This is a genomic window from Amycolatopsis sp. NBC_00348, assembly GCF_036114655.1.
GTDB lineage: Bacteria > Actinomycetota > Actinomycetes > Mycobacteriales > Pseudonocardiaceae > Amycolatopsis.
The window spans coordinates 5,899,416-5,923,542 of record NZ_CP107994.1; the positions used below are offsets into that span (position 1 = coordinate 5,899,416).

General features: G+C 72.9%; 21 protein-coding genes. 4 read left to right on the top strand and 17 right to left on the bottom strand.

Annotated elements, in window-relative coordinates; translation table 11 throughout:
- Window positions 1–2: 2 nt before the first annotated feature.
- The 3 genes from nadC to nadA are packed head-to-tail and all read right to left on the bottom strand — an operon-like array spanning window position 3 to window position 3,546.
- Entirely contained in the window at window positions 3–896 is an 894-nt protein-coding gene (nadC, locus tag OHS58_RS25355; protein WP_328644228.1) for a carboxylating nicotinate-nucleotide diphosphorylase, read from the bottom strand.
- Window positions 893–2,536: an L-aspartate oxidase gene (locus OHS58_RS25360; protein ID WP_328644229.1), complete on the bottom strand. Its 1,644-nt coding sequence runs from the start codon at window positions 2,534–2,536 to the stop codon at window positions 893–895. The genes nadC and OHS58_RS25360 overlap by 4 nt, the downstream gene beginning before the upstream one ends.
- A complete protein-coding gene (nadA, locus tag OHS58_RS25365) occupies window positions 2,533–3,546 on the bottom strand; it encodes a quinolinate synthase NadA (RefSeq protein WP_328644230.1) in 1,014 nt (337 codons plus the stop codon). Before nadA ends, OHS58_RS25360 begins: the two co-directional genes overlap by 4 nt.
- Before the next feature lie 111 nt (window positions 3,547–3,657).
- Here nadA and OHS58_RS25370 point away from each other — a divergent pair, with 111 nt between their 5' ends.
- Complete coding sequence (locus tag OHS58_RS25370; protein ID WP_326955071.1) at window positions 3,658–4,290, top strand: NUDIX hydrolase; 633 nt, start codon at window positions 3,658–3,660, stop codon at window positions 4,288–4,290.
- A gap of 105 nt (window positions 4,291–4,395) precedes the next feature.
- Window positions 4,396–5,112: an LON peptidase substrate-binding domain-containing protein gene (locus OHS58_RS25375; RefSeq protein ID WP_247062774.1), complete on the top strand. Its 717-nt coding sequence runs from the start codon at window positions 4,396–4,398 to the stop codon at window positions 5,110–5,112.
- A 6-nt stretch (window positions 5,113–5,118) separates the two neighbouring features.
- Here the strand turns inward: OHS58_RS25375 and OHS58_RS25380 are convergent, their stop codons facing one another.
- The 10 genes from OHS58_RS25380 to OHS58_RS25425 all read right to left on the bottom strand — a co-directional run bounded on the left by OHS58_RS25380 (window position 5,119) and on the right by OHS58_RS25425 (window position 16,818).
- On the bottom strand, window positions 5,119–6,153 hold the full coding sequence (locus OHS58_RS25380) for a M48 family metallopeptidase (RefSeq protein WP_326947348.1): 1,035 nt from the start codon (window positions 6,151–6,153) through the stop codon (window positions 5,119–5,121).
- 46 nt (window positions 6,154–6,199) lie between these two features.
- Window positions 6,200–6,796: a DUF2567 domain-containing protein gene (locus OHS58_RS25385; protein WP_326947347.1), complete on the bottom strand. Its 597-nt coding sequence runs from the start codon at window positions 6,794–6,796 to the stop codon at window positions 6,200–6,202.
- Between the two features lie 193 nt (window positions 6,797–6,989).
- A complete protein-coding gene (gene bsaP / locus OHS58_RS25390) occupies window positions 6,990–7,202 on the bottom strand; it encodes a biotin synthase auxiliary protein BsaP (RefSeq protein WP_326947346.1) in 213 nt (70 codons plus the stop codon).
- Window positions 7,189–8,202: a biotin synthase BioB gene (gene bioB / locus OHS58_RS25395; protein ID WP_326955073.1), complete on the bottom strand. Its 1,014-nt coding sequence runs from the start codon at window positions 8,200–8,202 to the stop codon at window positions 7,189–7,191. Before bioB ends, bsaP begins: the two co-directional genes overlap by 14 nt.
- A gap of 79 nt (window positions 8,203–8,281) precedes the next feature.
- Window positions 8,282–9,001 (bottom strand): dethiobiotin synthase, encoded by a 720-nt coding sequence (gene bioD, locus OHS58_RS25400; RefSeq protein WP_328649859.1) that lies wholly within the window; start codon window positions 8,999–9,001, stop codon window positions 8,282–8,284.
- Window positions 9,002–9,071: 70 nt separating this feature from the next.
- The gene (locus OHS58_RS25405) at window positions 9,072–11,249 is read right to left on the bottom strand and encodes a bifunctional SulP family inorganic anion transporter/carbonic anhydrase (RefSeq protein ID WP_326955074.1); all 2,178 of its coding nucleotides are present in this window, start codon (window positions 11,247–11,249) and stop codon (window positions 9,072–9,074) included.
- A gap of 217 nt (window positions 11,250–11,466) precedes the next feature.
- Complete coding sequence (locus OHS58_RS25410; protein WP_328644231.1) at window positions 11,467–13,704, bottom strand: bifunctional SulP family inorganic anion transporter/carbonic anhydrase; 2,238 nt, start codon at window positions 13,702–13,704, stop codon at window positions 11,467–11,469.
- 246 nt (window positions 13,705–13,950) lie between these two features.
- On the bottom strand, window positions 13,951–15,231 hold the full coding sequence (locus tag OHS58_RS25415) for an adenosylmethionine--8-amino-7-oxononanoate transaminase (protein WP_328644232.1): 1,281 nt from the start codon (window positions 15,229–15,231) through the stop codon (window positions 13,951–13,953).
- A gap of 12 nt (window positions 15,232–15,243) precedes the next feature.
- Window positions 15,244–16,446, bottom strand: coding sequence for a cytochrome P450 family protein (locus OHS58_RS25420; protein WP_328644233.1), 1,203 nt, complete (start codon window positions 16,444–16,446; stop codon window positions 15,244–15,246).
- 18 nt (window positions 16,447–16,464) lie between these two features.
- Entirely contained in the window at window positions 16,465–16,818 is a 354-nt protein-coding gene (locus OHS58_RS25425) for an SRPBCC family protein (protein ID WP_326947339.1), read from the bottom strand.
- Window positions 16,819–16,954: 136 nt separating this feature from the next.
- Between OHS58_RS25425 and OHS58_RS25430 the strand changes: the two genes are divergently transcribed.
- Window positions 16,955–17,578 (top strand): uridine kinase, encoded by a 624-nt coding sequence (locus OHS58_RS25430; RefSeq protein WP_247062752.1) that lies wholly within the window; start codon window positions 16,955–16,957, stop codon window positions 17,576–17,578.
- Between the two features lie 91 nt (window positions 17,579–17,669).
- Here the strand turns inward: OHS58_RS25430 and OHS58_RS25435 are convergent, their stop codons facing one another.
- From OHS58_RS25435 to OHS58_RS25450, 4 genes are all read right to left on the bottom strand, one after another.
- A complete protein-coding gene (locus OHS58_RS25435; RefSeq protein WP_328644234.1) occupies window positions 17,670–18,827 on the bottom strand; it encodes a glycosyltransferase family 4 protein in 1,158 nt (385 codons plus the stop codon).
- A 91-nt stretch (window positions 18,828–18,918) separates the two neighbouring features.
- Window positions 18,919–19,971 carry a C40 family peptidase gene (locus tag OHS58_RS25440; RefSeq protein WP_326955078.1) on the bottom strand — a complete coding sequence of 351 codons (1,053 nt, stop codon included), beginning with the start codon at window positions 19,969–19,971 and terminating at the stop codon, window positions 18,919–18,921.
- A 419-nt stretch (window positions 19,972–20,390) separates the two neighbouring features.
- Window positions 20,391–20,648, bottom strand: a complete 258-nt coding sequence (locus tag OHS58_RS25445) for a hypothetical protein (protein WP_247062739.1) — start codon at window positions 20,646–20,648, stop codon at window positions 20,391–20,393.
- Between the two features lie 257 nt (window positions 20,649–20,905).
- Complete coding sequence (locus tag OHS58_RS25450) at window positions 20,906–22,294, bottom strand: NYN domain-containing protein (protein ID WP_326947335.1); 1,389 nt, start codon at window positions 22,292–22,294, stop codon at window positions 20,906–20,908.
- 108 nt (window positions 22,295–22,402) lie between these two features.
- Between OHS58_RS25450 and OHS58_RS25455 the strand changes: the two genes are divergently transcribed.
- On the top strand, window positions 22,403–24,106 hold the full coding sequence (locus OHS58_RS25455) for a DEDD exonuclease domain-containing protein (protein ID WP_326955080.1): 1,704 nt from the start codon (window positions 22,403–22,405) through the stop codon (window positions 24,104–24,106).
- Window positions 24,107–24,127: the final 21 nt, after the last annotated feature.

Genomic DNA, 24,127 nt, shown 5'->3' on the forward strand with positions numbered 1-24,127 from the left:
GTTCAGCGAAGGTCCATGCCGAGATCCAACGCGGGTGACGAGTGGGTCAGACCGCCCACCGACAGATAGTCCACACCGGACTCGGCGTAGGCCTTACCACGGTCGAGGGTGAGGCCACCAGAGGATTCCAGCCGCGTCTTCGGGGAGACGTCGTCGCGGCGCGCGACCGCCTGGGCGCACTCCTCCGGCGTGAAGTTGTCCAGCAGCACCTCGTCGGCCGACGCCGCCAGAGCTTCTTCCAGCTGCGCAAGCGAGTCGACCTCCACCTCGCACGGCAGCTCCGGCGCGTGCGCCCGGGCCGCTTCCAGCGCGGCGGTGACCGAACCGGCCGCGACGACGTGGTTGTCCTTGATCAGCACCGCGTCGCCCAGCCCCAGCCGGTGGTTGACGCCGCCGCCGCACCGGACGGCGTACTTCTGCAGCAGCCGCAGGCCCGGCAACGTCTTGCGGGAGTCCCGGATCGCGGCGCCGGTACCGTCCACTTCGGACACCCAGGCGGCCGTCGCGGTGGCGACGCCGGAGAGGTGGCACAGCAGGTTCAGCGCCGTGCGCTCGGCCGTGAGCAGCCCGCGGACCGGCCCGCGCAGCACCAGCGCGGGCTCCCCCGCGACCAGCCGGTCGCCATCCTCGCGCCCGGCCAGCACCTCGTACCCGTCGCCCAGCACCATGTCGAACACGGCCAGCGCGACCGGCAGGCCGGCCACGACGCCGTCGACCCGCGGGGTCAGCTCCGCGACGGCGATCGCGTCAGCGGGCACCGTCGACGCGGTTGTCGCGTCGGGCCCGTACCGCAGGTCCTCGCCCAGCGCCGTCGTGACCACCCGCGTCACGTCCTCGACGTCGAGGCCGGACGCGGCGATCAGGCGCAGGACCGGTTCGGAGATCGGGAAAGTCATGCCACGCCCTCCAAGGGGATCGGATCGGCCAGCACCGGCTGACCGGACAGGCTGAGCCGGATGTGCTGGCTGCGCCGCCAGGTCTCGGCCGGCGCGGGGAAGTCGGTCCGCACGTGGCAGCCGCGCGACTCGGTGCGCCGGTCGGCCGCGGTGAGCAACGCCTGCGCGACCACGGTCAGCGCCGCGTCTTCGACGGCCGCGTGCGTCCACAAGGGACTGTCCTGAGTAGACAAGTCGAGCACGGATCCGGCCGCCGCCAGGCCGTCGGCGTCCCGGCCGATCGCCGCGTACCGGCTCATCACGCGCTGCAGCGCGTCGCGCTCGGCCGTCGGCGCGGTCGTCCACGACGGCAGCCGCCCGCGTGACGGATCGGCCAGCAGCCCGGCCGCGAGGTCCGCCGAAACGGCCTCCGCGACCCGCTGCCCGACGACCAGGCCTTCGAGCAAGCTGTTGGACGCCAACCGGTTCGCGCCGTGCAGGCCGGTCCGCGCCACCTCGCCGGCGGCGTAGAGACCGGGCACCGACGAGCGACCGTCCACAGTGGTCACCACGCCACCGCACGAGAAGTGCGCCGCCGGCGTCACCGGGATCGGGTCGCGGGCCGGGTCGAGCCCCAGCACCGCGCACGCGGCGAACACCGTCGGGAACCGCTGGGCGAACCCGGCGATCCCGGTGGCGTCGAGGAACACGTGGTCGTCGACGCCGCCCGGCGCCGTCAGCATCCGCCGGGTGATCGCCGCCGAGACGACGTCGCGCGGGGCGAGGTCGCCGAGCGGGTGCACGCCGTGCATCACGGACACACCGGCGCCATCGACCAGGGTCGCCCCCTCGCCGCGCACCGCCTCGGTGACCAGCGGGCAGCGGCCGCGCGCACCCGGCGTGTAGAGCACCGTCGGGTGGAACTGGACGAACTCGATGTCGGCCACCGTCGCCCCGGCCCGCAGCGCGAGCGCGAGGCCGTCGCCGGTGGCGATCTCCGGGTTCGACGTCGCCTGGTAGAGCTGCCCGACCCCGCCGCTGGCCAGCAGCACGGCCGGCGCCCGGACGACCCCGGGCACGCCGCCCGAGTCGAGCACGGTGACCCCGGCGACCCGCCCGCCCGGTGTGCGCAGCGCGTCGACGGCGATGTGGTGTTCGAGCACCGGCACCCGCGCCTGCCCGGCCTGCGCGACCAGGGCCCGCTCGACCTCGGCGCCGGTGGCGTCGCCGCCCGCGTGGATCACGCGGAACGCGCTGTGCCCGCCCTCGCGGGTCCGCGCCAGCAGGCCGTCTCCGGACGAGTCGAACGTGGCACCGTCCGCCCGCAACCGCGCGATCGCGGCCGGGCCGCCGTCGAGGATCGAGCGGGCGGCGACCTCGTCGACCAGCCCGGCGCCCGCGGTGAAGGTGTCCTCCGCGTGCTTCTCCACGGAGTCGTCGAGGTCGTGCTCGTTTTCCAGGACGACGGCGACGCCGCCCTGGGCCCAGCGGGTGTTGCCGTCCGCGACCGCCGCCTTGGTGACCACCAGGACGTGCAGCCCGAGCGCCTGGGCCCGCAGCGCCGCGGTCAAACCGGCGACGCCGCTGCCGATCACGACCAGGTCGGCGCGCGCTTCCCAGACCGGGGTTTTCGCCTGTGGGTCATTAACCGGCGTGCTCATTCCGCGCCGCCGGGCTGCCCGATCTCGATCATCCGCTGCACCGAAGCACGCGCCCGGGACGCCGTTTCGAGGTCGACGTGGACCTCGTCCAGGCCGTCGCGCAGGCACCGCAGCAGCGCCGCCGGGGTGATCATCTTCATGTACCGGCAGGACGCGCGGTCGTTCACCGCGCGGAAGTCGATGTCCGGCGCCGCCTTGCGCAGCTGGTGGATCATGCCGATCTCGGTGGCCACCAGCACGGTCTTGGCCTTGGTGTCGCGGGCCTCGTGGACCATGTCGCCGGTCGAGAGGATCTTGACCCGCTCCGGCGCCACCGCCCCCTCGCCGGCCAGGTAGAGCGCCGACGTCGCGCAGCCGCACTCGGGGTGGATGAACAGGTCCGCCTCCGGGTCCTCGGCCGCGCGCTCGGCCAGCTCCGCGCCGTTGATCCCGGCGTGGACGTGGCACTCCCCGGCCCAGATGTGGATGTTGTCCCGGCCGGTGACACGCTTGACGTGCGCGCCGAGGAACTGGTCCGGCAGGAAGAGAACCTCCTGGTCAGCGGGGATGGACGCGACGACGTCGACCGCGTTCGAGGACGTGCAGCAGATGTCCGTTTCGGCCTTCACCTCGGCCGTGGTGTTGACGTAGGAGACGACGACGGCGCCCGGGTGCTCGGCCTTCCAGGCCCGCAGCTCGGCGCCGGTGATCGAGTCGGCGAGCGAGCAGCCGGCCCGCGCGTCGGGGATCAGGACGGTCTTCTCCGGGGCCAGGATCTTCGCGGTCTCGGCCATGAAGTGCACGCCGCAGAAGACGATGGTGGACGCGTCGCTGCTCGCCGCGATGCGGCTGAGCGCGAGCGAGTCGCCGGTGTGGTCGGCGATGTCCTGGATCTCGGGGAGCTGGTAGTTGTGCGCGAGCAGCACCGCGTCGCGCTGCTTCGCCAGGCGCCGCACCTCCTCCGCCCAGGCCGCGTTCGCCTCGACGCCGCCGAACGGCGTGAGACCTTCCGGAACCAACGTGGTGGTCATCTGGCCCTCCTGGACCTTTCTCCGGTTTTCGCCTTATAATCGAAAACCGTGCGAAGTCATCTTAACACCCAGACCCCCCTGGCCCACGAGGTTTTGGGAGCGGTACTGCAAGTGCGCTCGGACACACTGCGGGTCCTGCTGTGGCGGCGCGCGCTCGACCCGCACCTCGGCCGCTGGTCGCTGCCGGGCGGGCGGCTGCGGCCCGACGAGGACGTCGAGACGTCCGTCCGGCGCCAGCTCAAGGAGAAGGTCGACGTGCGCCAGCTCAAGCACGTCGAGCAGCTCGCGGTGTTCAGCGACCCGGTCCGCGTCCCCGGCCCGCGGGTGGTGGCGACCGCGTTCCTCGCCCTGGTCCCCTCCGACGTCGACCCGGAGGTGCCCGAGGACACGGAGTGGCACGACGTCGCGAAGCTGCCGCGCACGGCGTTCGACCACGAGTCGATCGTGCTGCGCGCCCGCGACCGGCTGCGCTCGAAGCTCTGTTACACGAACCTCGGGTTCGCCCTCGCGCCCGAGGAGTTCACGGTGTCGGCGCTGCGCGGCCTGTACTCGGCCGCGCTGGGCTACAAGGTGTCCGCGACGAACCTCCAGCGCGTGCTTTCCCGGCGTGGATTGCTGGTCCCGACGGGCCACACCGCGCCGCCGGGGCGGGCCGGCGGGCGTCCCGCGGCCCTGTTCTCCTTCGCCGGCAAGGGCATGCAGATCACCGATCCGTTCGCGGTGTTCAAGCCGCCGAACCGGTGACCCACCAATTTCTTTCGGGGGTCCGGGTGGCGGAGCCCCCGGCCCCGGGGCGAAGCCCCGGGTATCACACTGCGCCGGACCCGTTCTCCCCTTACCGTGGGACGCGTGACCGAGCCGGAATCGGAAAGTGACGCGACGACGACAATCCTGCCGTTGTTCCCGCTCCAGACCGTGCTGCTGCCCGGCACCCGCCTCCCGCTGCACATCTTCGAACCGCGGTACCGGCAGCTGACGGCGGACCTGGTGAGCGGGACCGTGCCGGGGCGCGAGTTCGGCGTGGTCGCGCTGCGCTCGTCGCTGACCCGCGAAGTGCGTGGTCTGGACCAGCTGTACGACATCGGCTGCAGCACGGTGCTGCGCGAGGCGAAACGCCTGCCCGACGGCCGGTTCGACGTCGTGACGCTGGCCCAGCGCCGCTTCCGCCTGCGGGAGCTCGACTGCACGTCCGCGCCGTACCTGATCGCCTCGGTGGAGTGGGTCGACGACGAGCCGGTGGCGCCCAGCGGCGGCGTCGCCGAGCGCTTGGCCGCCGTCGCGCGCACCGCGCACCAGCGCTACTGCGAAACGGCGTGGCGCAGCGACGACTGGGTCGAACCGGAAGCCGACGCCGCGCTCGAAGACCTCGCCTACCTGCTGGCCGCGGACTGCCTGCTGCCGCTCGAAGACCGCCAGCGGCTGCTGGAGGAACGCCACCCGCTGCGCCGGCTGCGCATCGCCTGCCGCCTGCTGACGCGCGAGACCGGCTTCCTGAACACGCTCGGTGCGGTGCCCCTGCCGCCGGGCGAGCTCACCGATCTGAGCCGCCCGGCCAGCCTGAACTGAGGCGCGTCAGGACTCGCTCGGCGACCCGTTGCCGAACTTGTTCCAGACCTTGCCCGCGGCGCCGGACACCGTCTCGCCGACGTCGCTGAACACCTTCGTCAGCGGGTCGGCGGACGCGCTCCACGAGTCCTTGTACGCCTTCGCCGCCGACTTCAGGTCGTCCTTCCAGTCGGCCGTCGGGCTGTCGTCGTCGCGGCGCGGGTAGTCACCGGCCAGGATCGCGCGGTACTCCGCCGACGCCGCCCACTTCTGCAGCTGCGCCGCGCGGACCACGGCGAACGGGTGCGACTCCGTCTCGACGTAGCGGAGCTTGAGGAAGCTGTCGCGGATGTCGTCGACCGACTCGTACTCGGTCGCCTGCTGCAGGAACGACGGGATGTCGATGCGGGCCGGGTCGATGCCGCCGGCGACCTGGATCTGGGCGCGCAGCGCGGCCGTCGGGTCCTGGCTGCAGAGCAGGCCCGCGCGGTCGCAGGACAGCTCGGCCTTGCGGTACCACTCACGCAGCGCCGCGATGATCGCGCGGATGCCGAGCGCGCTGACCGGCGTCCACGACATCGACAGCTGCAGGCTGATCAGCCGCACCATGATCGTGCGGTACACGGTGTGCCCGGACAGCACGTGCCCCATCTCGTGGCCCAGCACGAACCGCAGCGCGTCCGGGCTCATCAGCTCGACGAGCCCGGTGCTGAGCCGGATGAACGGCTCGTCCATGCCGACGGCCGACGCCTGGACCCGCGGGTCCTGGTAGACGAACACGTTCGGCACCGCGGGCAGGTCCAGCGTCTCGGCGCACTCGTGGCGGAGCTTCTCCAGCTCCGGGTACTGCTTCGGCCCGACGCGGATCGACGACGCGAGCGCCATCAGCCGCTCGCCGCGTTCGTTGTAGAACCCCGAAACGGCCTTCACGACCTGCGCGAACCCCGGCACCGCGCGCAGCGTGGCGAGCGCGCCGCGGTCCACGGGGTGCTCGTAGGCGCGCGGGCTGATGCCGGGAAAGCGGACGGCGTTGTGCCGCGATATCTCGATGTCCTCGGTCACTGCTGAAACCCCCTGTGGTTTTCGAGGGGGCCAGCCTAGGGAACGCTCAGCCGAGCCGGCGGCCGAGGTCGTCCCGGCCGTTCCAGGTCGTGAGCAGGCTGTAGGCCAGGGCGACGCCGAACGGGCCGGTGATCAGCACCCACCACGACTCCAGGCGCGGCGCCAGCTCGATCACCGAACCGAGCGCCGGCGCGCTGTCGATCGTGTAGTGGCTGTTGGCCCAGCCGACGCCGAGCAGCATGGCCAGCGCGCTCGCGAGCGCGACCCCGAGCACGGCGGCGAGGAAGACGACCGGCCCGCGGCGCTCGCGCATCAGCCACGCGACGACGCCGACGACGATCCCCAGGCCCAGCGTCAGGAAGCCGAAGATCGCGAGGTCGTCGAAGCGGTGCCAGCTCTCGAGTTCGAGGGCGCCCTGGGTGCCGTCGGAGGCGATGATCCGGACGCGCTCCGGCGGCGCGATCCGCGACCACAGGAAGGCGAGCGGGAAGCTCAGGACGCTGAGGGTGCCGAGCACGCTCACGGCGGGCAGCAGGTCGGCCTTGACGACGACCCGCGGCTGCCGCTCCCGGAACAGCACAGGCACGGACCACGGTCCCGGCACGGCCGACGGCCGGTGCGCGGGGCCCGACGACTCACTCACCCGGACTCCCTCCTGCAACACGTGTCGACCGAGCGTAACCGGTCGGTGTGCGAGGAACGTCAGCCGCCGACCGTGTCGGCGGCACTCACCCGCCGGCCCGGCTCCGGAGGCCGGCCGCAAAAGCCGTGAAGGCCTCCTTACCGGCCATAAGAGCCGGGAAGGAGGCCTTCACGGCACTCCGGAGAAGTGGGCGTCAGCCGCTCGCCGTGTCGCCGTGACGGCTGCAGCGCGCCGTCCAGCCCAGCGGGCTCACCTGGACCACCAGGCGGCGCGCGCAGTACGTGCAGAACCGCGGTGGCTCCAGCGCCGTGCGCGGGTTGTGGCACGCCGGGTGGTCCGTGCCACCCGGCGACTCCTGTCCACAGTGGACGCAGTAGGTCGCGGAAACCGCGTCAGAGGCTGTCACTGAGGGCCTTGATGGGCATCTTGAGCTCGTCCAGCATCTCCAGGTCCGCGCTGGCCGGGCGGCCCAGGTTCGTCAGGTAGTTGCCGACGATGATCGCGTTGATGCCGCCCAGCATGCCCTGCTCGGCGCCGAGGTCACCGAGCGTCAGCTCACGGCCGCCGGCGAAGCGCAGCATCGTGCGCGGCATCGCCAGGCGGAACGCCGCGACCGTGCGCAGTGCGTCCTTGCCCTCGACGATCTCGTAGTGCTCGTACGGCGTCCCGGGCTGCGGGATGAGGAAGTTCATCGGCACCTCGTGCGGGCTCAGCTCGGCCAGCTGCACGGCGAACTCCGCGCGCTGCTCGATCGTCTCCCCCATGCCGATGATCCCGCCGCAGCAGACCTCCATGCCCGCCGCGGCGACCATCCGGAGCGTGTCCGCGCGCTCTTCCCAGGTGTGCGACGTGACGACGGACGGGAAGTGCGACCGCGCCGTCTCGAGGTTGTGGTTGTAGCGGTGGACGCCCATCTCGACGAGCTCGTCGACCTGCTCCTGCGTGAGCATGCCCAGCGAGCAGGCGATCTGGATGTCGTTGCCGTCTTCGCGGATCGCCTTCACGCCCTCGCGGACCTGCGAAAGCAGCCGCTTGTCCGGCCCGCGGACGGCGGCGACGATGCAGAACTCCGTCGCGCCGGTCTCGGCGGTCTGCCGGGCGGCCTTGACCAGGTTCGGGATGTCGAGCCACGCCGAGCGCACCGGCGTCGGGAAGCGGCCGGACTGCGAGCAGAAGTGGCAGTCCTCGGGGCAGCCGCCGGTCTTCAGGCTGATGATGCCTTCGACCTCGACCTCGGGGCCGCACCAGCGCATCCGCACCTCGTGCGCCAAGGCGAGCAGGTCGGGGAGCCGGTCGTCCGGCAGCCGCAGCAGCTCGAGGACCTCGGCCTCACCCAGGCCGACGCCGTTTTCGAGGACCTGCTCGCGCGCGTAGGCGAGGACATCGGTGTCCGGGACTGCGGTCACGGGCGTCTCCTTGGTCGTGGTGGTGCGGAAAGCGTCTCTCATCGTGCACGAAGCGCGGTCGAGGCGACAGCGACGCAGGTCACTTCTGGGCGGACGCCCGTCCGGTGAACAGCTCGGGGTCGAACTCGCCGCCGAACCACGGCGAGAGCCCGGCCCGCGCCGCCTCCAGGAACTCCTGGGGGGACGCGGTGCCGAGCCCGGCGGGCAGCACGCCCAGCAGCGGCGCCCCGGCCGCCACCGGCAGGTCTTCGAGGTTGGACAGCGCCGCGAGGTCCGGTTCGGCCGGCCAGGAGCCGATGATCACCCCGGCGACGGTCAGCCCGCGCTTCGTGGCGACCTCGGCGGTCAGCGCGGTCGCGTTGAGCGTGCCCAGGCCGGCCTCGGCCACGATGATCACCAGCGAACCGAGCGACCAGGCGACGTCGGCGAGGCTCGACCCGGCGGCGTCGAACCGCACCAGCAGGCCGCCCGCGCCCTCGATCAGCGTCAGGTCGTGGTCGGTGTCGAGGTCGGACGCCGCCCGCGCGATCTCGCCCGGGTCGAGCGTCGGCAGGCCGCTGCGGCGGGCGGCGGCCTCGGGCGACAACGGGTCGGGATAACGGCGCAGCTCGCGCGTGGTCACCTCGGCCCCGGCCAGGCGGACGACGTCGGCGAGGTCACCGGGCTCGTCGGGGCCGACCCCGGTCTGCGCCGGTTTCAGCACCGCCACCCGCTGCCCGCCGGCCACCGCCAGCGCCGCGATCGCCGCCGTGGAGATCGTCTTGCCGACCCCGGTCCCGGTCCCCGTCATCACCAGCATCGTCACGGACCATCAACTTAGTGACCCCCGCCCGGTCCGCGCAGCCCGGGCGGTGCGGCCGGGGTCCGCGTCAGGCCTCCGGCACCACCGCCCCGGCGAGGCGGAACGAACGCGCGTCACCCTCCAGCAGGTGCACCTGGGCGGCGCCGACGTCGAAGTACATCCCGGTCAGCTGCAGCTTCCCGGCCGCTTCGGCCGCCGCGACCTGCGGGTACTCCCGGAGGTGGTCGAGCTGCTGGAGCACGTTGAGCAGGGCCAGCCGGTCACCCTCGCGAGCCGGGCGGGCGCCGTCGACGGTGACCGGGCCGGACCGGCGGGCGCTGGGCACGGCGTAGCGCAGCCACGTCTCCAGCGGCCCCGGCGGCGGGCCGTCGGCGAGCGCGGCCATCGCCCCGCAGCCGGAGTGCCCGCAGACGACGATCTCCTCGACGCCGAGCACGCCCACCGCGTACTCGATCGACGCGTTCATCGACGGGTCGGCCTGCCCTGGCGGGACCAGGTTGCCGATGTTGCGGATGGTGAACAGGTCGCCGGGCCCGCTGGTGGTGATCAGGTTCGGCACGATCCGCGAGTCGCCGCAGGTGATGAACAGCGTGCGCGGCTTCTGGCCGTCGGCCAGCCCGGACAGGGTGTCCCGCAGCAGCGGCGCGGCCCGGCGGTGGAACTCCGTGGCGCCGCGGCGGGTCTGCTGGGCCGGGATGTCGACGGATTCCACGGCCTGCCAGTCGGACCACGGCGCCAGCCACCGCGGAACGGCCCGGCTCGCGGCGAACCGCGACCGCGTCGGCCGGCCGGCCTTGCCCTCGCCGAACCAGGGGTGGCCGACCTCGTCGACGTCCACCGTGCCGCCGGCGCGTTCGTGCGCCTGCTGCCAGGTGGTGAGGCTTTCGAAAGCGGCGTGGTCCAGGTAGTCGACGACCAGTTCCAGCCGCACCGGCACCCCGGCCGGGATGGCGCCGAGCACCTTCGACAGCCGCGGCACGGACAGGAACGTCAGGACGCCCTCGACGACGACGCGGTGGCGGTCGCCGTCGCTCTCGACGTGAATGCCGGACCAGACGGTGCGACGCAGCATGAGCACCAGCGCCAGCCCGATCCCGGCGAGCACGCCGGTGAGCAGGTCGAACACCACCACGCCGGCGAGGGTGAGCAGGTAGACGGGCAGGTCGCCGTGCCTGAGCGCGGTCTTCATGTGCCCGGGGTTGACCAGCTTCGCGCCGACGTGCACCAGCAGCCCGGCCAGCGCGGCGAGCGGGATGTTCTGGATCAGCCCGGCGAGCAGGACGACGAACACCAGCACCCAGACGCCGTGCAGGATCGCCGACACACGGGTCTTCGCCCCGGCGGCGACGTTGGTGGAGCTGCGGACGATGACGCCGGTGACGGGCAGCCCGCCCAGCGCCCCGGAGACCATGTTGGCCGCGCCCTGGCCGACCAGCTCGCGGTCGAGGTTGGCGCGCGGGCCGGTGTGCATGCGGTCGACGGCGACCGCCGAGAGCAGGCTCTCCACGCTGGCGATCAGGGCGATGGTGACGACGGCGAGCGCGAACCCGCCCCAGCCGCCGTCGGGCAGCTGCGGGACCAGGTGGACGTTCAGCAGGTCACCGGGCAGTTCGACGCGCGGCAGCGTCATCCCGGTGGCGACCGACGCCACGGTGGCGAGCGCGATCGCCGCCAACGGCCCGGGGACCCGCTGGACGGCCTTCGGCAGCCGTGGCCAGATCAGCAGGATCGCGATGGTCAGCAGGCCGATCGTGGTGGCCGAGTCGTGGTGGGCGACGATCTGGCCGGGCAGCTCGGCGACGTTCTCCACGGCCGAGCTCTGGGCCTTGCCGCCGAGGATGACGTGCAGCTGGCCGAGCACGATCGTGACGCCGATGCCGGCCAGCATGCCGTGCACGATGGCCGGCGAGATGGCCAGCGCGGCGCGCGCGATGCGGCTCAGCCCGAGCAGGATCTGGAGGGCACCGGCGGCGACCGTGATCAGGCACGTGACGGCCCAGCCGAAGGTGCTGATGGTTTCGGCCATGATCACGGTCAGGCCGGCGGCGGGCCCGCTCACCTGGAGCGCGGAGCCGCCGAGGGCACCGGCGACGACCCCGCCGACGACGGCGGCGATCAGGCCGGCGGCGACCGGCGCGCCCGAGGCGAGCGCGATGCCGAGCGAAAGCGGTACGGCGACGAGGAAAACGACCAGGGAGGCCGGCAGGTCGTGGCGGAGCACGGCGAGGGGTCTCATGATCGCCATGCAACCGGAAATCGTGTGAAATGTCCGCTATGCGCCACTCGATCGAGTGAACGACTGGCCATAATTTGCCCGAATGACACAAATCGGACGTCCGCTTAACCCGCCGTTCACGCCCCGCGTGCCTGTCACCCGACAGTTGAACCCTTTACGACACAAGGGTTCCCGAGGCGGCCTTCGGCACGTCTGCGCACCGAAGGCCACCGCGGGCACGCTCGGCTCAGGACGTGACGGCGCCCGCCGGGACGAAGCCGCGGGCCGCGTCGTCCAGCAGGGACACCTGCGCGGCGCCGACGTCGAAGTACATCCCGGTCAGCCGGAGGCCGCCGCGCTCCAGCGCCGCGGCCACCACCGGGTAGCCGCGCAGGGTTTCCAGCTGCTGCACGACGTTCTGCAGCGCGAGCTGGTCGGCCTCGGCGGCGGGCCGGCGGCCGCCGAGCAGCAGCGGCGCCTCCCGGCCGCGGCGCAGCAGCGTCGGCTCGCCGTGGCGCAACCAGGCGCCGAGCTGGTGCAGGCCCGCCGGGGCCTGGCCGAGCAGCGCCTTCATCGCGCCGCAGCCGGAATGCCCGCAGACCACGATCTCCGCGACCCCGAGCACACCGACGGCGTACTCGATCGCCGCGCCGACCGAGGAGTCGGCGCCGCCGTCCGCCGGCGGGACGAGGTTGCCGATGTTCCGCACCGTGAACAGGTCACCCGGCCCGCTGGTCGTGATCAGGTTCGGCACGATCCGCGCGTCGCCGCAGGTGATGAACAGGGTGTGCGGCTCCTGGCCGTCCGCGAGCCCGGTCCAGGTGTCGCGCAGCAGCGGCGCGGTGCGGCGCTGGAACTCCGACGCGCCGCGGCACAGCAGCGAGCTCGCGCTGCGCTGCACGGGCAGGGCGACGTGCTCGGCCTGCCACTCCGACCAGGGCGCCAGCCAGCGCGGCACCACGCGCGCGGCGAGGCCCCGGCGCACGGTCGGCGTCCCCGCGCGGCCGCGTTCGAACCACGGGTGGCCGATCTCGTCGACCGTCACCGGCCCGGCGTGCGCCTGCTGCCAGCCGCGCAGGCAGTCGAACGCGGCGTGGTCCAGGTAGTCGACGAGCAGTTCCAGGGTGACCTCGGCGTGCGCGGGCACCTCGGCGAGCACCCGGGTCAGCCGGGGCACGGAGAGGAACGTCAGCGCGCCTTCGATGACGACGCGGTGGCTGTCGCCGTGTTTCTCGACATGGATGCCGGAGAAGATCATCCGCCGCAGCATCAGCGCGAGGGCCAGCAGTATCCCGGCGGCGACGCCGGTGAGGAGGTTGACCGCGACCGCGCCGGCCAGCGTGACGACGTACACCGGGAGGTCGCCGTGGCGGCGGACGTCCTTGATCGCGGCCGGGTTGACCAGCTTCGTCCCGACGTACACCAGCAGCGCGGCGAGGGCGGCCAGCGGGATCAGCCGCAGGGTGCCGGTGAGCAGCAGGCAGGCGGCGAGGATCCAGGCACAGTGCAGCATCGCCGACATCCGGGTGCGCGCGCCGGCCTCGTAGTTGGTCATGCTGCGCACGACGACGCCGGTGACCGGGAAGCCGCCGAGCGCGCCGGCGGCGACGTTCGCCATGCCCTGCCCGACCAGCTCGCGGTCGAGGTCGGTGCGCGGGCCGCCGCGGCGCTTGTCGACCGAGACCGCGGACAGCAGGCTCTCGAGGCCGGCGATCAGCGCGATGGTGACGGCGGCGAGGGCGAACCCGCCCCAGCCGCCGCCGGGCAGCCGCGGCACGAGGTGCAGGGACGGCAGGCCGGCGGGCAGGTCGACGCGCGGCAGGGTCATGCCGGTCGCGACGGACAGCCCGGTGGCCAGGGCGATGGCGGCCAGCGGCGCGGGCACCCGGCGGACGACGGCGGGCAGCCGCGGCCAGGCCAGCAGCACGGCGAGGGTGACGACCCCGATCAGCACGGCCTGGTCGTGGTGGGCGGCGATCTGCCGCGGCAGCGCGACGACGTTGGCCAGCGCGGAGCCCTGCGCGGTGCCGCCCAGGACGACGTGCAGCTGGCCGAGCACGATCGTGACGCCGATGCCGGCGAGCAGGCCGTGCACGATGGCCGGCGACACCGCGAGCGCGGCGCGGGCGGTGCGGGTCAGGCCGAAGAGGATCTGGAGCAGCCCGGCGGCGACGGTGATCGCGCAGGTGGCGGGCCAGCCGTGGGTGGCGATCGTGTCGGCCAGCACCACGGTGAGAGCGGCGGAAGGCCCACTGACCTGCAGCGGCGAGCCACCGAAGACGCTCGCGACCAGCCCGCCGACGACGGCGGAGACGAGTCCGGCGAGCACGGGAGCCCCGGCGGCGAGCGCGATGCCGAGGGAAAGCGGTACGGCGACGAGGAAAACGACTATCGAGGCGGGAAGGTCGTGCTTGAGGTTCTGCTTGAAGGTCTCCAGCGGAGACGGCGGGCCGGTGTCGTGTTCACCACGAACGATCTCGATCATGGGGGCAGGATCGCCGAAAGCACGCGAAAAGTCTGCTATGCAAGCATTTCTCGCGTTTACCTGGGCACGGGATCGGTGCCGCACCGGCGACCTTTCACACTCGCCGCCTCCGCCGTTCGCGTGGTGTAGATCGAGGGTTTATACGCAGAGCGACGATGAGAGACCTTCGGGTCTCGCTGTGCGCGCGGTCACACCCGATGTGCTGAAATCAAGCGTTTACAAGCCCCGGCGGTCTCCTGCGGGTGATCACGCCTTCTCCGCCACCGCCAGCATCGCCCCCGTGATCACCGCGAGGTCCGCGTCGCTCGTGACGTACGGCGGCATCGCGTACACCAGGTCGCGGAACGGCCGCAGCCACGCGCCCCGCGCCGTCACCACCTCCGTGGCCACCGCCATGTCCACCGGGTGGTCGAGCTGCAGCACGCCGATGCCGCCCAGCACCCGGACGTCTGCCACCGACGGGAGGTCGCGGGCCGGGGCGAGGCCGTCCAGCAGGCCCTTCTCCACCCTCGTGACGTCGCGTTTCCACGCGCCGTCCGCCAGCAGCCCCAGCGACGCGTTCGCGACCGCCGAGGCGAGCGGGTTGCCCATGAACGTCGGGCCGTGCGCGAGCACCGGCAGCGCGCCGCGGGAGATGCCGGCGGCGACGTCCGGGGTGCACAGCGTCGCGGCCATGCTCAGGTAGCCGCCGGTCAGCGCCTTGCCGAGGCACAGCACGTCCGGCGTCACGCCCGCGTGCTCGGCGGCGAACAGCGCGCCGGTGCGGCCGAAGCCGGTGGCGATCTCGTCGAAGATCAGCAGCACGTCGTGCGCCTCGGTCAGCTCCCGCAGCGCGCGCAGGTAGGCGGGGTGGTGGAAGCGCATCCCGCCGGCCCCCTGCACCACCGGCTCGACGATCACCGCGGCCAGCTCCCCGGCGTGCCGGGCGATCTCCTCGCCGAGCAGGTCCACATAGGACTGGTCCGGCGGGGTGTCGAACCCCGGCGGCGGCATCGGCACGAAGACCTGCTCGGGCAGCACCCCGCGCCACAGCGAGTGCATGCCGCCGTCGGGGTCGCAGACGCTCATCGGCGTGAACGTGTCGCCGTGGTAGCCGCCGCGCCAGGTGAGCAGCCGCCGCTTCTCCGGCAGCCCGCGGGAACGCTGGTACTGCAAGCACATCTTCGCCGCGACCTCGACCGACACCGAGCCCGAGTCGCAGAGGAAGACGTGCTCGAGCCCGTCCGGCGTCAGGTCGACCAGGGTCTTGGCCAGGGTGATCGCCGGCTCGTGCGTCAGGCCGCCGAACATCACGTGGCTCATCCGCCCGGCCTGCGCGGCGAGCGCGGCGTCGAGGGCCGGGTGCCGGTAGCCGTGGATCGCCGACCACCACGACGACATCCCGTCGACCAGCTCCCGGCCGTCGGCGAGTGTGAGCCGCACCCCGCTCGCCTCGGTCACCAGCAGCGAAGGCACCTTCGCGGGCATGGGCGCGTACGGGTGCCACACGTGCTGGGCGTCCAGGGCGAGCAGGTCGGCGGAGTCCATCCGCCGATTAAATCAGCGCAGCCGGACCGGAAGGGACTCCAGGCCGTGGATCAGGGAGCTGGGCCGGTAGACCAGCTCGTCCGGCTTCGCGTCCAGCTCGATGTCCGGGAACCGCGCCAGCAGGCCGCCGAGGGCGATCTCCGCCTCCAGGCGGGCCAGCGGAGCGCCGACGCAGTAGTGGATGCCGTGGCCGAAGGCCAGGTGGCCGCCCGCGGCGCGCGTGACGTCGAGCTTGCCCGGCTCGGCGTACCGCGCCTCGTCCCGGTTGGCGCCCAGCAGCGAGATCAGCACGAACTCGCCCTCCGGGATCGTCACGCCGCCCGCCTCGACCGGCGCCGTGGTGAACCGCAGGGTGGCCAGGTGGATCGGGCCGTCGAAGCGGAGGAACTCCTCGACGGCGTTCGGCAGCAGCGACGGGTCTTCGCGCAGCAGGGCGAGCTGCGCCGGCTCGCGCAGCAGCGCCAGCACGCTGTTGGCGATCAGGTTGACGGTGGTCTCGTGCCCGGCGACCAGCAGCAGGAACGCCATCGACACCAGTTCGGGCTCGGACAGCGAGTCGCCGTCGTCGCTCGCGTGGACCAGGTCCGACAGCAGGTCCTCGGCCGGCTCGGCGCGCTTCTGAGCGATCAGGCCGGTGAGGTAGCCGAACATGTTCTGCGCCGCGGCCTGCCCGGCCGCCGGCTCCGACGCGCTCAGCAGCGTCTTGGACCAGTCGGCGAACTCCGTGCGGTGCTCCGGCGCGACGCCGAGCAGCTCGCAGATCACCGTGATCGGCAGCGGCGCGGCGAAGGAGGGCAGCAGGTCGGCCCGCTCCCGCCCGGCCAGCGCGTCGAGCAGCTCGGCGGTGATCTCCTCGATCCGCGGCCGCAGCCGCGCCACGGTGCGGCCCGTGAACGCCTTGTTGACGAGCTTGCGCAGCCGCGAGTGGTCCGGCGGGTCCATGTTGAGCATGTGGTGGCCCAGCGACTCGCCGAAGCCACCCTGCGCGGCCACTTCGTCGGGCAGCTTGGCCTCGAACAGCGCGTGCGCGCGCACGTTGTCCTTCTGCAGCCGGGAATCGGCCAGCAGCGCGCGGGCCTGCGTGAAGTCCGTGACGATGTAGCAGGTCAGGCCCCGCGGCATCCGGACCAGGCGCGCAGGCCCGCCCGCGCGCAGGAGTTCCGCGAACAAGTGCGCGTCCTGCGCGAAATCTTCGGCTACCTCGACCGTCGTCATACCGTCCCCCAAGAATCGTCAGCGCTCGGCGAGCGCCGCCACCACGCGATCGATCACGTCCTGCCAGTATGCCCGTTGTTCTTCGCGTTCTTCCGCGCCCGAAAGCCATTCCTGGTGGAACCGCAGCGTGGTCTTGGCCCCGGAACCGCTCAGCCGCACCTGGACGGTGGAGTCGTGGTCCCAGTCCTGCGGCCGCCAGGTGAGCCGGACGCGGTCGCCCGCGACGAAGCCGCGGATCTCCCCGACGGTGCCGTTTTCGGTCTCGTACTCCGCGCCCGGCTCCTGCGGCAGGTCGACGCCGGGGCCGAGCCAGATCGCGACGCCCTCCCGGCTGACCAGGAAGTCCCAGACCTCCGCGCCGGAGTACGGCAAGGTGCGGGAAACCCCTATGTTCCAACCGACATCGGCGGTCTTCCCCACTGAAGAGCTCACTGAAGAGGTCATGCTCGCATCATCCCACCGGGGTACGACGAAAACCGTCCCCGGTCCGGGTGGAGGATCTCTTCCCGTGCGCTACCGCCCGATTTCCCCCGCCGTCCTGGCCGAAGAACTGACCGAGCGCATCAGCGCGCTCACCGAGCGCCCCCGGATCGCGGTCGCCGTCGACGGCGCGGACGGTGCGACGGAAACCACAGAACTCGCGGACGCCCTGGTCGAGCCCCTGCGCCTGCGCGGCCGTGCGGCCCTGCGCGTGTCCGCGCGCGACTTCCTGCGCCCGGCGTCGCTGCGCTTCGAGCACGGCCGCACGAACCCCGACGCCCGCTACACCGACTGGCTCGACCTCGGCGCGCTGCGCCGCGAAGTGCTCGATCCCCTGGCCGGCACCGGTTCCGGCGAGATCCTGCCGTCGTTGTGGGACACCGAGCGCGACCGCGCGACCCGCGCCGCCCGCGTGCCGGTGCCCGAAGGCGGCGTCGTGATCCTCGACGGCGAGCTGCTGCTCGGCGCGGGCCTGGCCTTCGACCTGGCCGTGCACCTGTGGCTCTCCCCCGCCGCCCTGCGCCGCCGCGTGCCGGACGCGTGGGCCGTCCCGGCCTACGAGCGCTACGAGGAGGAAGCGGACCCGAGCGCCCTGGCCGACGTCGTGGTCCGCGTCGACGACCCCCGCCACCCGGCCCTCTACACGCCCTGACGTTCCCGGCCTCCCCGCGCCCACCGGAAAGCCGTGAAGGCCTCCTTCGCGGCTCTTATGGCCGGTAAGGAGGCCTTCACGGCTTTCAGCGTCAGCGGACGGCGGCCACCGGGTCGCCGTCCAGTAGGCCCGACAGGCGGTCCGCCATGACGTCCCAGCGCCAGTTCTCGCTCACCCACGCGCGGCCCGCCTCGCCCATCCGGCGGGCCCGCACCGGGTCCGCGAGCAGGCTGGCGACGGTCTCGCCCAGCTGGCCGACGTCCCGGCCGTCGACGACGTGCCCGGTCACCTCGTCCAGGACCGCCTCGGGCGCGCCGCCGGAGTTGCCCGCGACCACCGGCAGGCCGGTCGCCGAGGCCTCCAGGTAGACGATGCCGAGGCCCTCGACGTCGAGGCCGCGGCCGCGGGTGCGGGCCGGCATGGCGAAGACGTCACCGGCGGCGTAGTGCGCGGGCAGCTCGGCCCACGGGACCGACCCGGTGATGACGACGTCGCGCTCGACACCGCACTCGCGGACCAGCTCGGTCAGCCGCTTGCGGTACGGGCCGCCGCCGACGATCAGCAAAGCCGCGCCGGGCACGCGTTCCTTCAGCTTCGGCAGGGCGCGGATCAGCTGGTCCTGGCCCTTGCGCGGGACCAGCCGCGACACGCAGACGACGGTCGGCCGGTCGCCGAGGCCGTGCCGGGCGCGGATCTCCGCGCGCCCCGCCGGGTCCGGCCGGTAGATCCCGGTGTCCACACCGGACGGCAGCAGCTCCAGCCCGGCCATCGCGCCGAACGCGGCGGCGAACCGGCCGCGGGTGTAGCGGCTGACGTAGGTGACGACGTCCACGGTGTCCCCGATGCGCCGCAACGCCTGCCGCGAGCCCGGCAGCATGGACCAGCCGACCTCGTGCCCGTGCGTGGACGCCACGACGCGGCGCGCCCCGGCCTGCCGCAGCGAGTGCCCCAGCAGGGCCAGCGGCGCGGCGGCGCCGAACCAGACGGCTTCGCAGTCCCGCGCGCGCATGATCTCCTTCGCCCGGCGCAGCACGTCCGGCGTCGGCAGCATCAGCGACGTCGGGTGCCGGACGACCTCGAACGGCGCCGCGGCGTCGAACTCCTCGTGCGACCCCGTGTGCGACTCCCACGACGGCGCGTAGAGGACCAGGTCGTCCGCCGGCAACCGGGTGGCGAGGGAGTTCAGGTAGTTCTGGATCCCCCCGGGCCGGGGCGGGAAGTCGTTGGTCACGAGCAGGGTCTTGAGCACGCCCCTGAGGCTAGCGGCCGCCACCTACAGCGAAGGGGCGGCACCGCGTGTGCGGTACCGCCCCTTCGAATGCTGCGCTGTGCTGCGTGGGTCACGACGTCGGGCGTCGCGCTCCCGCGTACTGGCTCTGCAGCGGCGAGATCTTCACGACGTCACCGGTGTCGGGCGCGTGCACCATCTTGCCGTTGCCGACGTACATGCCGACGTGCGAAACGGGCGAGTAGTAGAACACCAGGTCGCCCGGCTGGAGCTGGTCCCGCGGCACCGCGGCGCCGAAGGTGGACTGCTCCCGGCTGGACCGGGGCAGGGTGATGCCGGCCTGCTTGTAGGCCCAGAGCATCAGGCCCGAGCAGTCGAACGTGCTCGGCCCGGTGGCACCCCAGACGTAGGCGCTGCCCAGCTTGCTCAGCGCGGCGTCCAGTGCGGCCTGGGCGTCCGCGGTCGGGGCCTTGAGCCCCGGAGGCGCGGAGCCCGTGTCGCGCTGGGCCGCCTTGTCGAGCGAGCTCAGGCTCTTGTTGGCCGCCTTGAGCTGGTCGATCTGGTCGTTCAGCGTCTTCTGCTTGGCCTGGATGTCCGAGGTCAGCTTCGCCGCGGCGTCACGGGCGTCCGTCGCCCGCTTCGCGGCGTCGGTGGCCTTGTTCGTGGCATCGGTGGCCTGCTGGACGGCGCCGCTGAGGTTGCCCATGGCGGCGTTCTTGTCGGTCGCGATGACCTCGAGGGCCGACGAGCGGTCCAGGAAGTCCTGCGTCGACGTGCCGGCCAGCAGCGCGGACAGCTTGTTCAGCTGGACACCACTGGTGAACGACGCGCCGGCGAACTTGTCGACCTCGGTCTGGTACTTCTTCTCGTTGGCGCTCGCCGCTTCGGCCTGGCCCTTCGCCGCGTTGACGTCGGTGCTGGCCTTGTCGAGCTCACCCTGCTTGGCCTTCAGGTCGTCCTGGGCCTTGAGCAGGTCTTCGTTCAGCTTCTCGGCCTGTGCCGCGAGATCGCGGTACTGGGCGAGCGCGTCCGAACCGGTGGGCGGGGCTTGGAGAACGGGGATGGGGGCGGCGGTGGCCGTCGGCTGGGCCATGGTGACGAGGGTGATCACCGAAGCCGCTGCGAGGGCACCTGACACCACGCGCCTGATGGGATGCGACTGCACGGTCGCGCGGGTCTCCTTTGCGTCTCGGCCGCCGAGGGGGACCGGGGCACGAAGAGGTCGGGGGTTCCTCTTCGCCGTTGTCCCGTCCATCGCGCGCGTTTTCCCCCGAGAGGGAGGCCCGCGATGGTGGTTCCGGTTCCCAGCTTCCCGACAAAGCTGCGTCCGGCGGCGATCTCGCGTCGCCGTCTCATCGACGGCCAGGGGCCACGAGATCTCGGACAGGTTACGAAAAGACCGCCACCGCGTCCACCACCCCCCGCGCCAAAACTCTGCGTAGCGCCGTTAAACACCATCGGACCAGCGGGGGAGAAAACATGTGATGGGCGTTACACGCTGGGGTTTCTTTGCCGGCCATTTCGGCTACCTACCGTTCACCTGATCCGATCGACCACTCGGCGCGCCGACACGAAACGGGTCACTCAGGCGGTGCGCAAAGCCGGTCCTTCGACCATGCGCAGCCGGGGCACCATCCCCGCTTCGGCCAGCGCCGCCACCGCGCGGCGCTCGTCGGCGTCCCACCCGACGGCGGGTGGCGCGCCGAGCAGGACGGTCACCACGCAGTCGTGGCAGGAGATGCCGCGCACGACGCAGCGGTCGCAATCCACCACGACGTTCTCGATGTCGGAAACGGAAATGTGCGAGACGTCCACTTCGGACAACTCGGGGGTGCCGGTCATGTGGTCCTCCTCACGTCGGAACTGCTGCCCCGCACGTTAGGCGGCACCACCGACAGTTTCCGGCGCTCAGATCGCCGAGAACGGCTCCGGTTCACCCGATCGGGGTCCAAGGCGCGAAATGCTCGGACCCCGCTCAGACGGCTCACGAGCACCGTGAACGGCCGTCGAGAGCGCGACCGCGCGATCGAGTACCGGCGCGATAGGCGCCTTCGAACGGTGAACCGCCTGTCTCGAACGGACCGGCGCCCGCGTAATGCTCAGACCCGGCTGAGCCGGCTCACCAGCACCGCGGACGGCGTCGGGTGCGCGCCGCCGCCGCGGACCGAGTCGGCGACCGCGCGGTCGGACGTCGCGACCACCATCGGCCGGCCAGCGGGCTCGGCCCGGACGATGTTGCGGATGACGTCGTCGGCCAGCACGCCGCGGTCGGAGAACAGCACCCGGACCCCGCGTGGCACCGAAGCCGGGACCGACAGCACGCCGGCGCCGTCGAAGACCACCGTGACCTCGGCCGAAGTGCGCGCGGCCAGCGCGGAGAGCTGGTGGATCAGCCGGTCGCGCTGGTCGGCCAGCGCGAGCTCGGGGTAGCCGGTCTTGGTGACGTTGTAGCCGTCGACGATCAGGTGCACGTTGGGCAGCGCGAGGTAGCGGTCCAACGTGGACACGTCGGCGATCTTGCCGCCCTGGCCGAGGCCGGAGCTGGCGCCGCGGACCATGTCCGCCGGACGGGCCCCGCGGGCGCCGAGGGCCAGTTCGCGGCGCAGGCCGTTGGCCGCGCCGTCGATCGTGTCGACGAGCAGCGCCAGCCGCACTTCGTCGGCTTCGCGCGCTTCGCGGGCCGACTGCCGGGCGATGTCGGCGTCGGCGCTGGCGCGTTCGGCCCGGGCGCGTTCGTTGGCGACGCGCTGGCGTTCGCGGGCGAGCTGGGCGGTGAGGGCGGCGACCTGCTCGGCGTGCGCCGAAATACCGCGCTCGGCGTCCACCGAGGCCGATTCCGCCGCGTCCTTGGCCTGCCGGAGCTGCACGCCTTGCTCGCGAAGCCGCTTCAAAAGTTTCTCGACTTCACCTTCGCGCTCGCCGCGGACGCTCTCGGCGGCCAGCCTCGCGTCGGTGAGCTCGGCCCGGACCAGGGTCAGCTCGGCTTCGAGCCGCTGGGCGCGGGCGAGCGCGGCGTCCCGCTCCGCGCGCAGGACGTTCTCCTCGGCGTTCTTCGCGACCAGCCGGACCCGGCCCGCGGCCCCGGACTCGCCGAGCAGGACGGCGGCCGCCGCCCCGGCGACCGAGTCGACGGCGTTGGGGTCGAGGGCGTCGGTCCGGTGCTCGCGCAGCCACTCGATGACGGCGGTGCGGAACTGGGACGACTCGCCCAGCGCGGCCAGCAGGGCGGCGCCGCCGAGCTTCGCGCGCTTGGCCGGCGCGAACTTGGCGACGGGCCGCAGCTGGCGGGGCACGTCGGTGTTCGGCAGCTTGGCGACGGCGGCCGCGGCGAGCTCGGCGATCCGGTCGCGGACCGGCTCCGGCAGGGCGGGCCAGGTGGCGGGTTCGGGCCGCTCCCCCGCGTCGTCGGCCGGCTCGGGGCGCGGCGCGACACCCGCGGGACCGGCGTGGTCCCCGGGCGGCTCCGGCACGAGCGGCTGCGGGTGCATCGCTCCAGGGTAGGCCCCGCCCCCGGATCCCGCGTCGCACGCCATGCGAACCCGCGGTGACCGGCCGGTCGCCGAAAATTGTCGGGGGTGGCCTCTAGGGTCCCGGCCATGCGTCCGGTCCAGGCACAGCTCGCGTTCGACGAGCTCGGAACCCCGTTGCGGGACACCACGTTCGTGGTGTTCGACCTCGAGACGACCGGGGCGGCACCCGGCCCGAACGGGATCACCGAGATCGGCGCGGTGAAGGTGCGCGCGGGCGAGGTGCTGGGCGAGTTCGCCACGCTGGTCAACCCGGGCGTGCCGATCCCGCCGCAGATCGTCTCGCTCACGGGCATCACCCACGCCATGGTCTACGACGCGCCGCCGATCGAGGAGGTGCTGCCGGCGTTCCTGGAGTTCATCGGCGGGTCGGTGCTGGTGGCGCACAACTCGGGGTTCGACACCTCCCACATGCGCGCGGCCTGCGAGGGACACGGTTATGTCTGGCCGAAGGCGACCGTGGTGTGCACCGTCCGGCTGGCCCGGCGGGTCGTCCCGCGCGACGAGGTGGGCCGCTACAACCTGACGGCACTGGCGCTGCTGTTCGGGGCCCGGACCCGGCCGACGCACCGGGCGCTGGACGACGCCCGCGCCACCGTCGACGTGCTGCACGGCCTGCTGGAGCGCGTCGGCAACCTGGGCGTCCACTCGCTCGAGGAGCTGATGGGCTACCTGCCCGAAGTCACCGTGGCCCAGCGCGCGAAGCGGCACCTGGCCGCGGACCTGCCGGCCGCGCCCGGTGTCTACCTGTTCCGGGGGCCGAAGGAGGAGGTCCTGTACGTCGGCACGGCGAAGGACCTGCGGCGGCGCGTGCGGACGTACTTCACCGGCTCGGAGGGGCGCAGCCGGATCCGGGAGATGGTCGCGCTGGCCGAGCGCGTCGACCACGTCGTCTGCGCGCACTCGCTGGAGGCCGAGGTGCGGGAGCTGCGGCTGATCGGCGCGCACCGGCCGGCGTACAACCGGCGGTCGAAGAACCGGCACCAGGGCTGGTGGGTCGGCCTGACGGACGAGGCGTTCCCCCGGCTGTCGGTGGTGCGGCTGCCGCGCCCGGGGGTGCTGGGCCCGTTCCGCAACCAGGCCGACGCCCGCACGACGGCGGACACCCTGGCCGGCGCGTCGGGACTGCGCACGTGCACCCAGCGGATCTCGCCGAAGGCGCCGAGCGGGACCCCGTGCGTCCTCGCCGAGCTGGGCCGCTGCGGTGCGCCGTGCGCCGGCCGGCAGAACGTCGAGGAGTACGGCCCGGCGGTCGAGTCGGTGTCGGGGCTCATCGCGGGCCTCGACGGCGCCCCGCTGCGCGCCGCGGCGGCCCAGCTGGAGCGGCTGGCGGAGGCGCAGCACTACGAGCAGGCGGCCCGCCACCGCGACGAGCTGGCCGGCCTGATCCGCGTCCTGGGCCGAGCCCACCGCCAGGCGGCGCTGGCCTCGATCGGCGAGCTGATAGCGGCGAACCCGGACGGCGCGGGCGGCTGGGAACTGTCGGTCATCCGCTACGGCCGCTTGGCCTCGGCGGGCGTCGCCCGCCGCGGGGTGCCGCCGATGCCGGTGGTGGAGGCGCTGGTGGCCTCGGCGGAGACGGTGCTGCCGGACCCAGGGCCCCTGCACGGCGCGCCCCCGGAGGAGGTGGGGGTGCTGCTGCGGTGGCTGGCCCGCCCGGGCGTCCGCCTGGTCCGCACGACCCGCCCCTGGGCCGAACCGGCGACGGTCGCGGGGTGGCGGGGGTGGCTGGACCTGGTGACGGAGGCCCATTCGCTGGAACACGTCGGCTGAGGGGCGGGGTCTGGTGGGTCG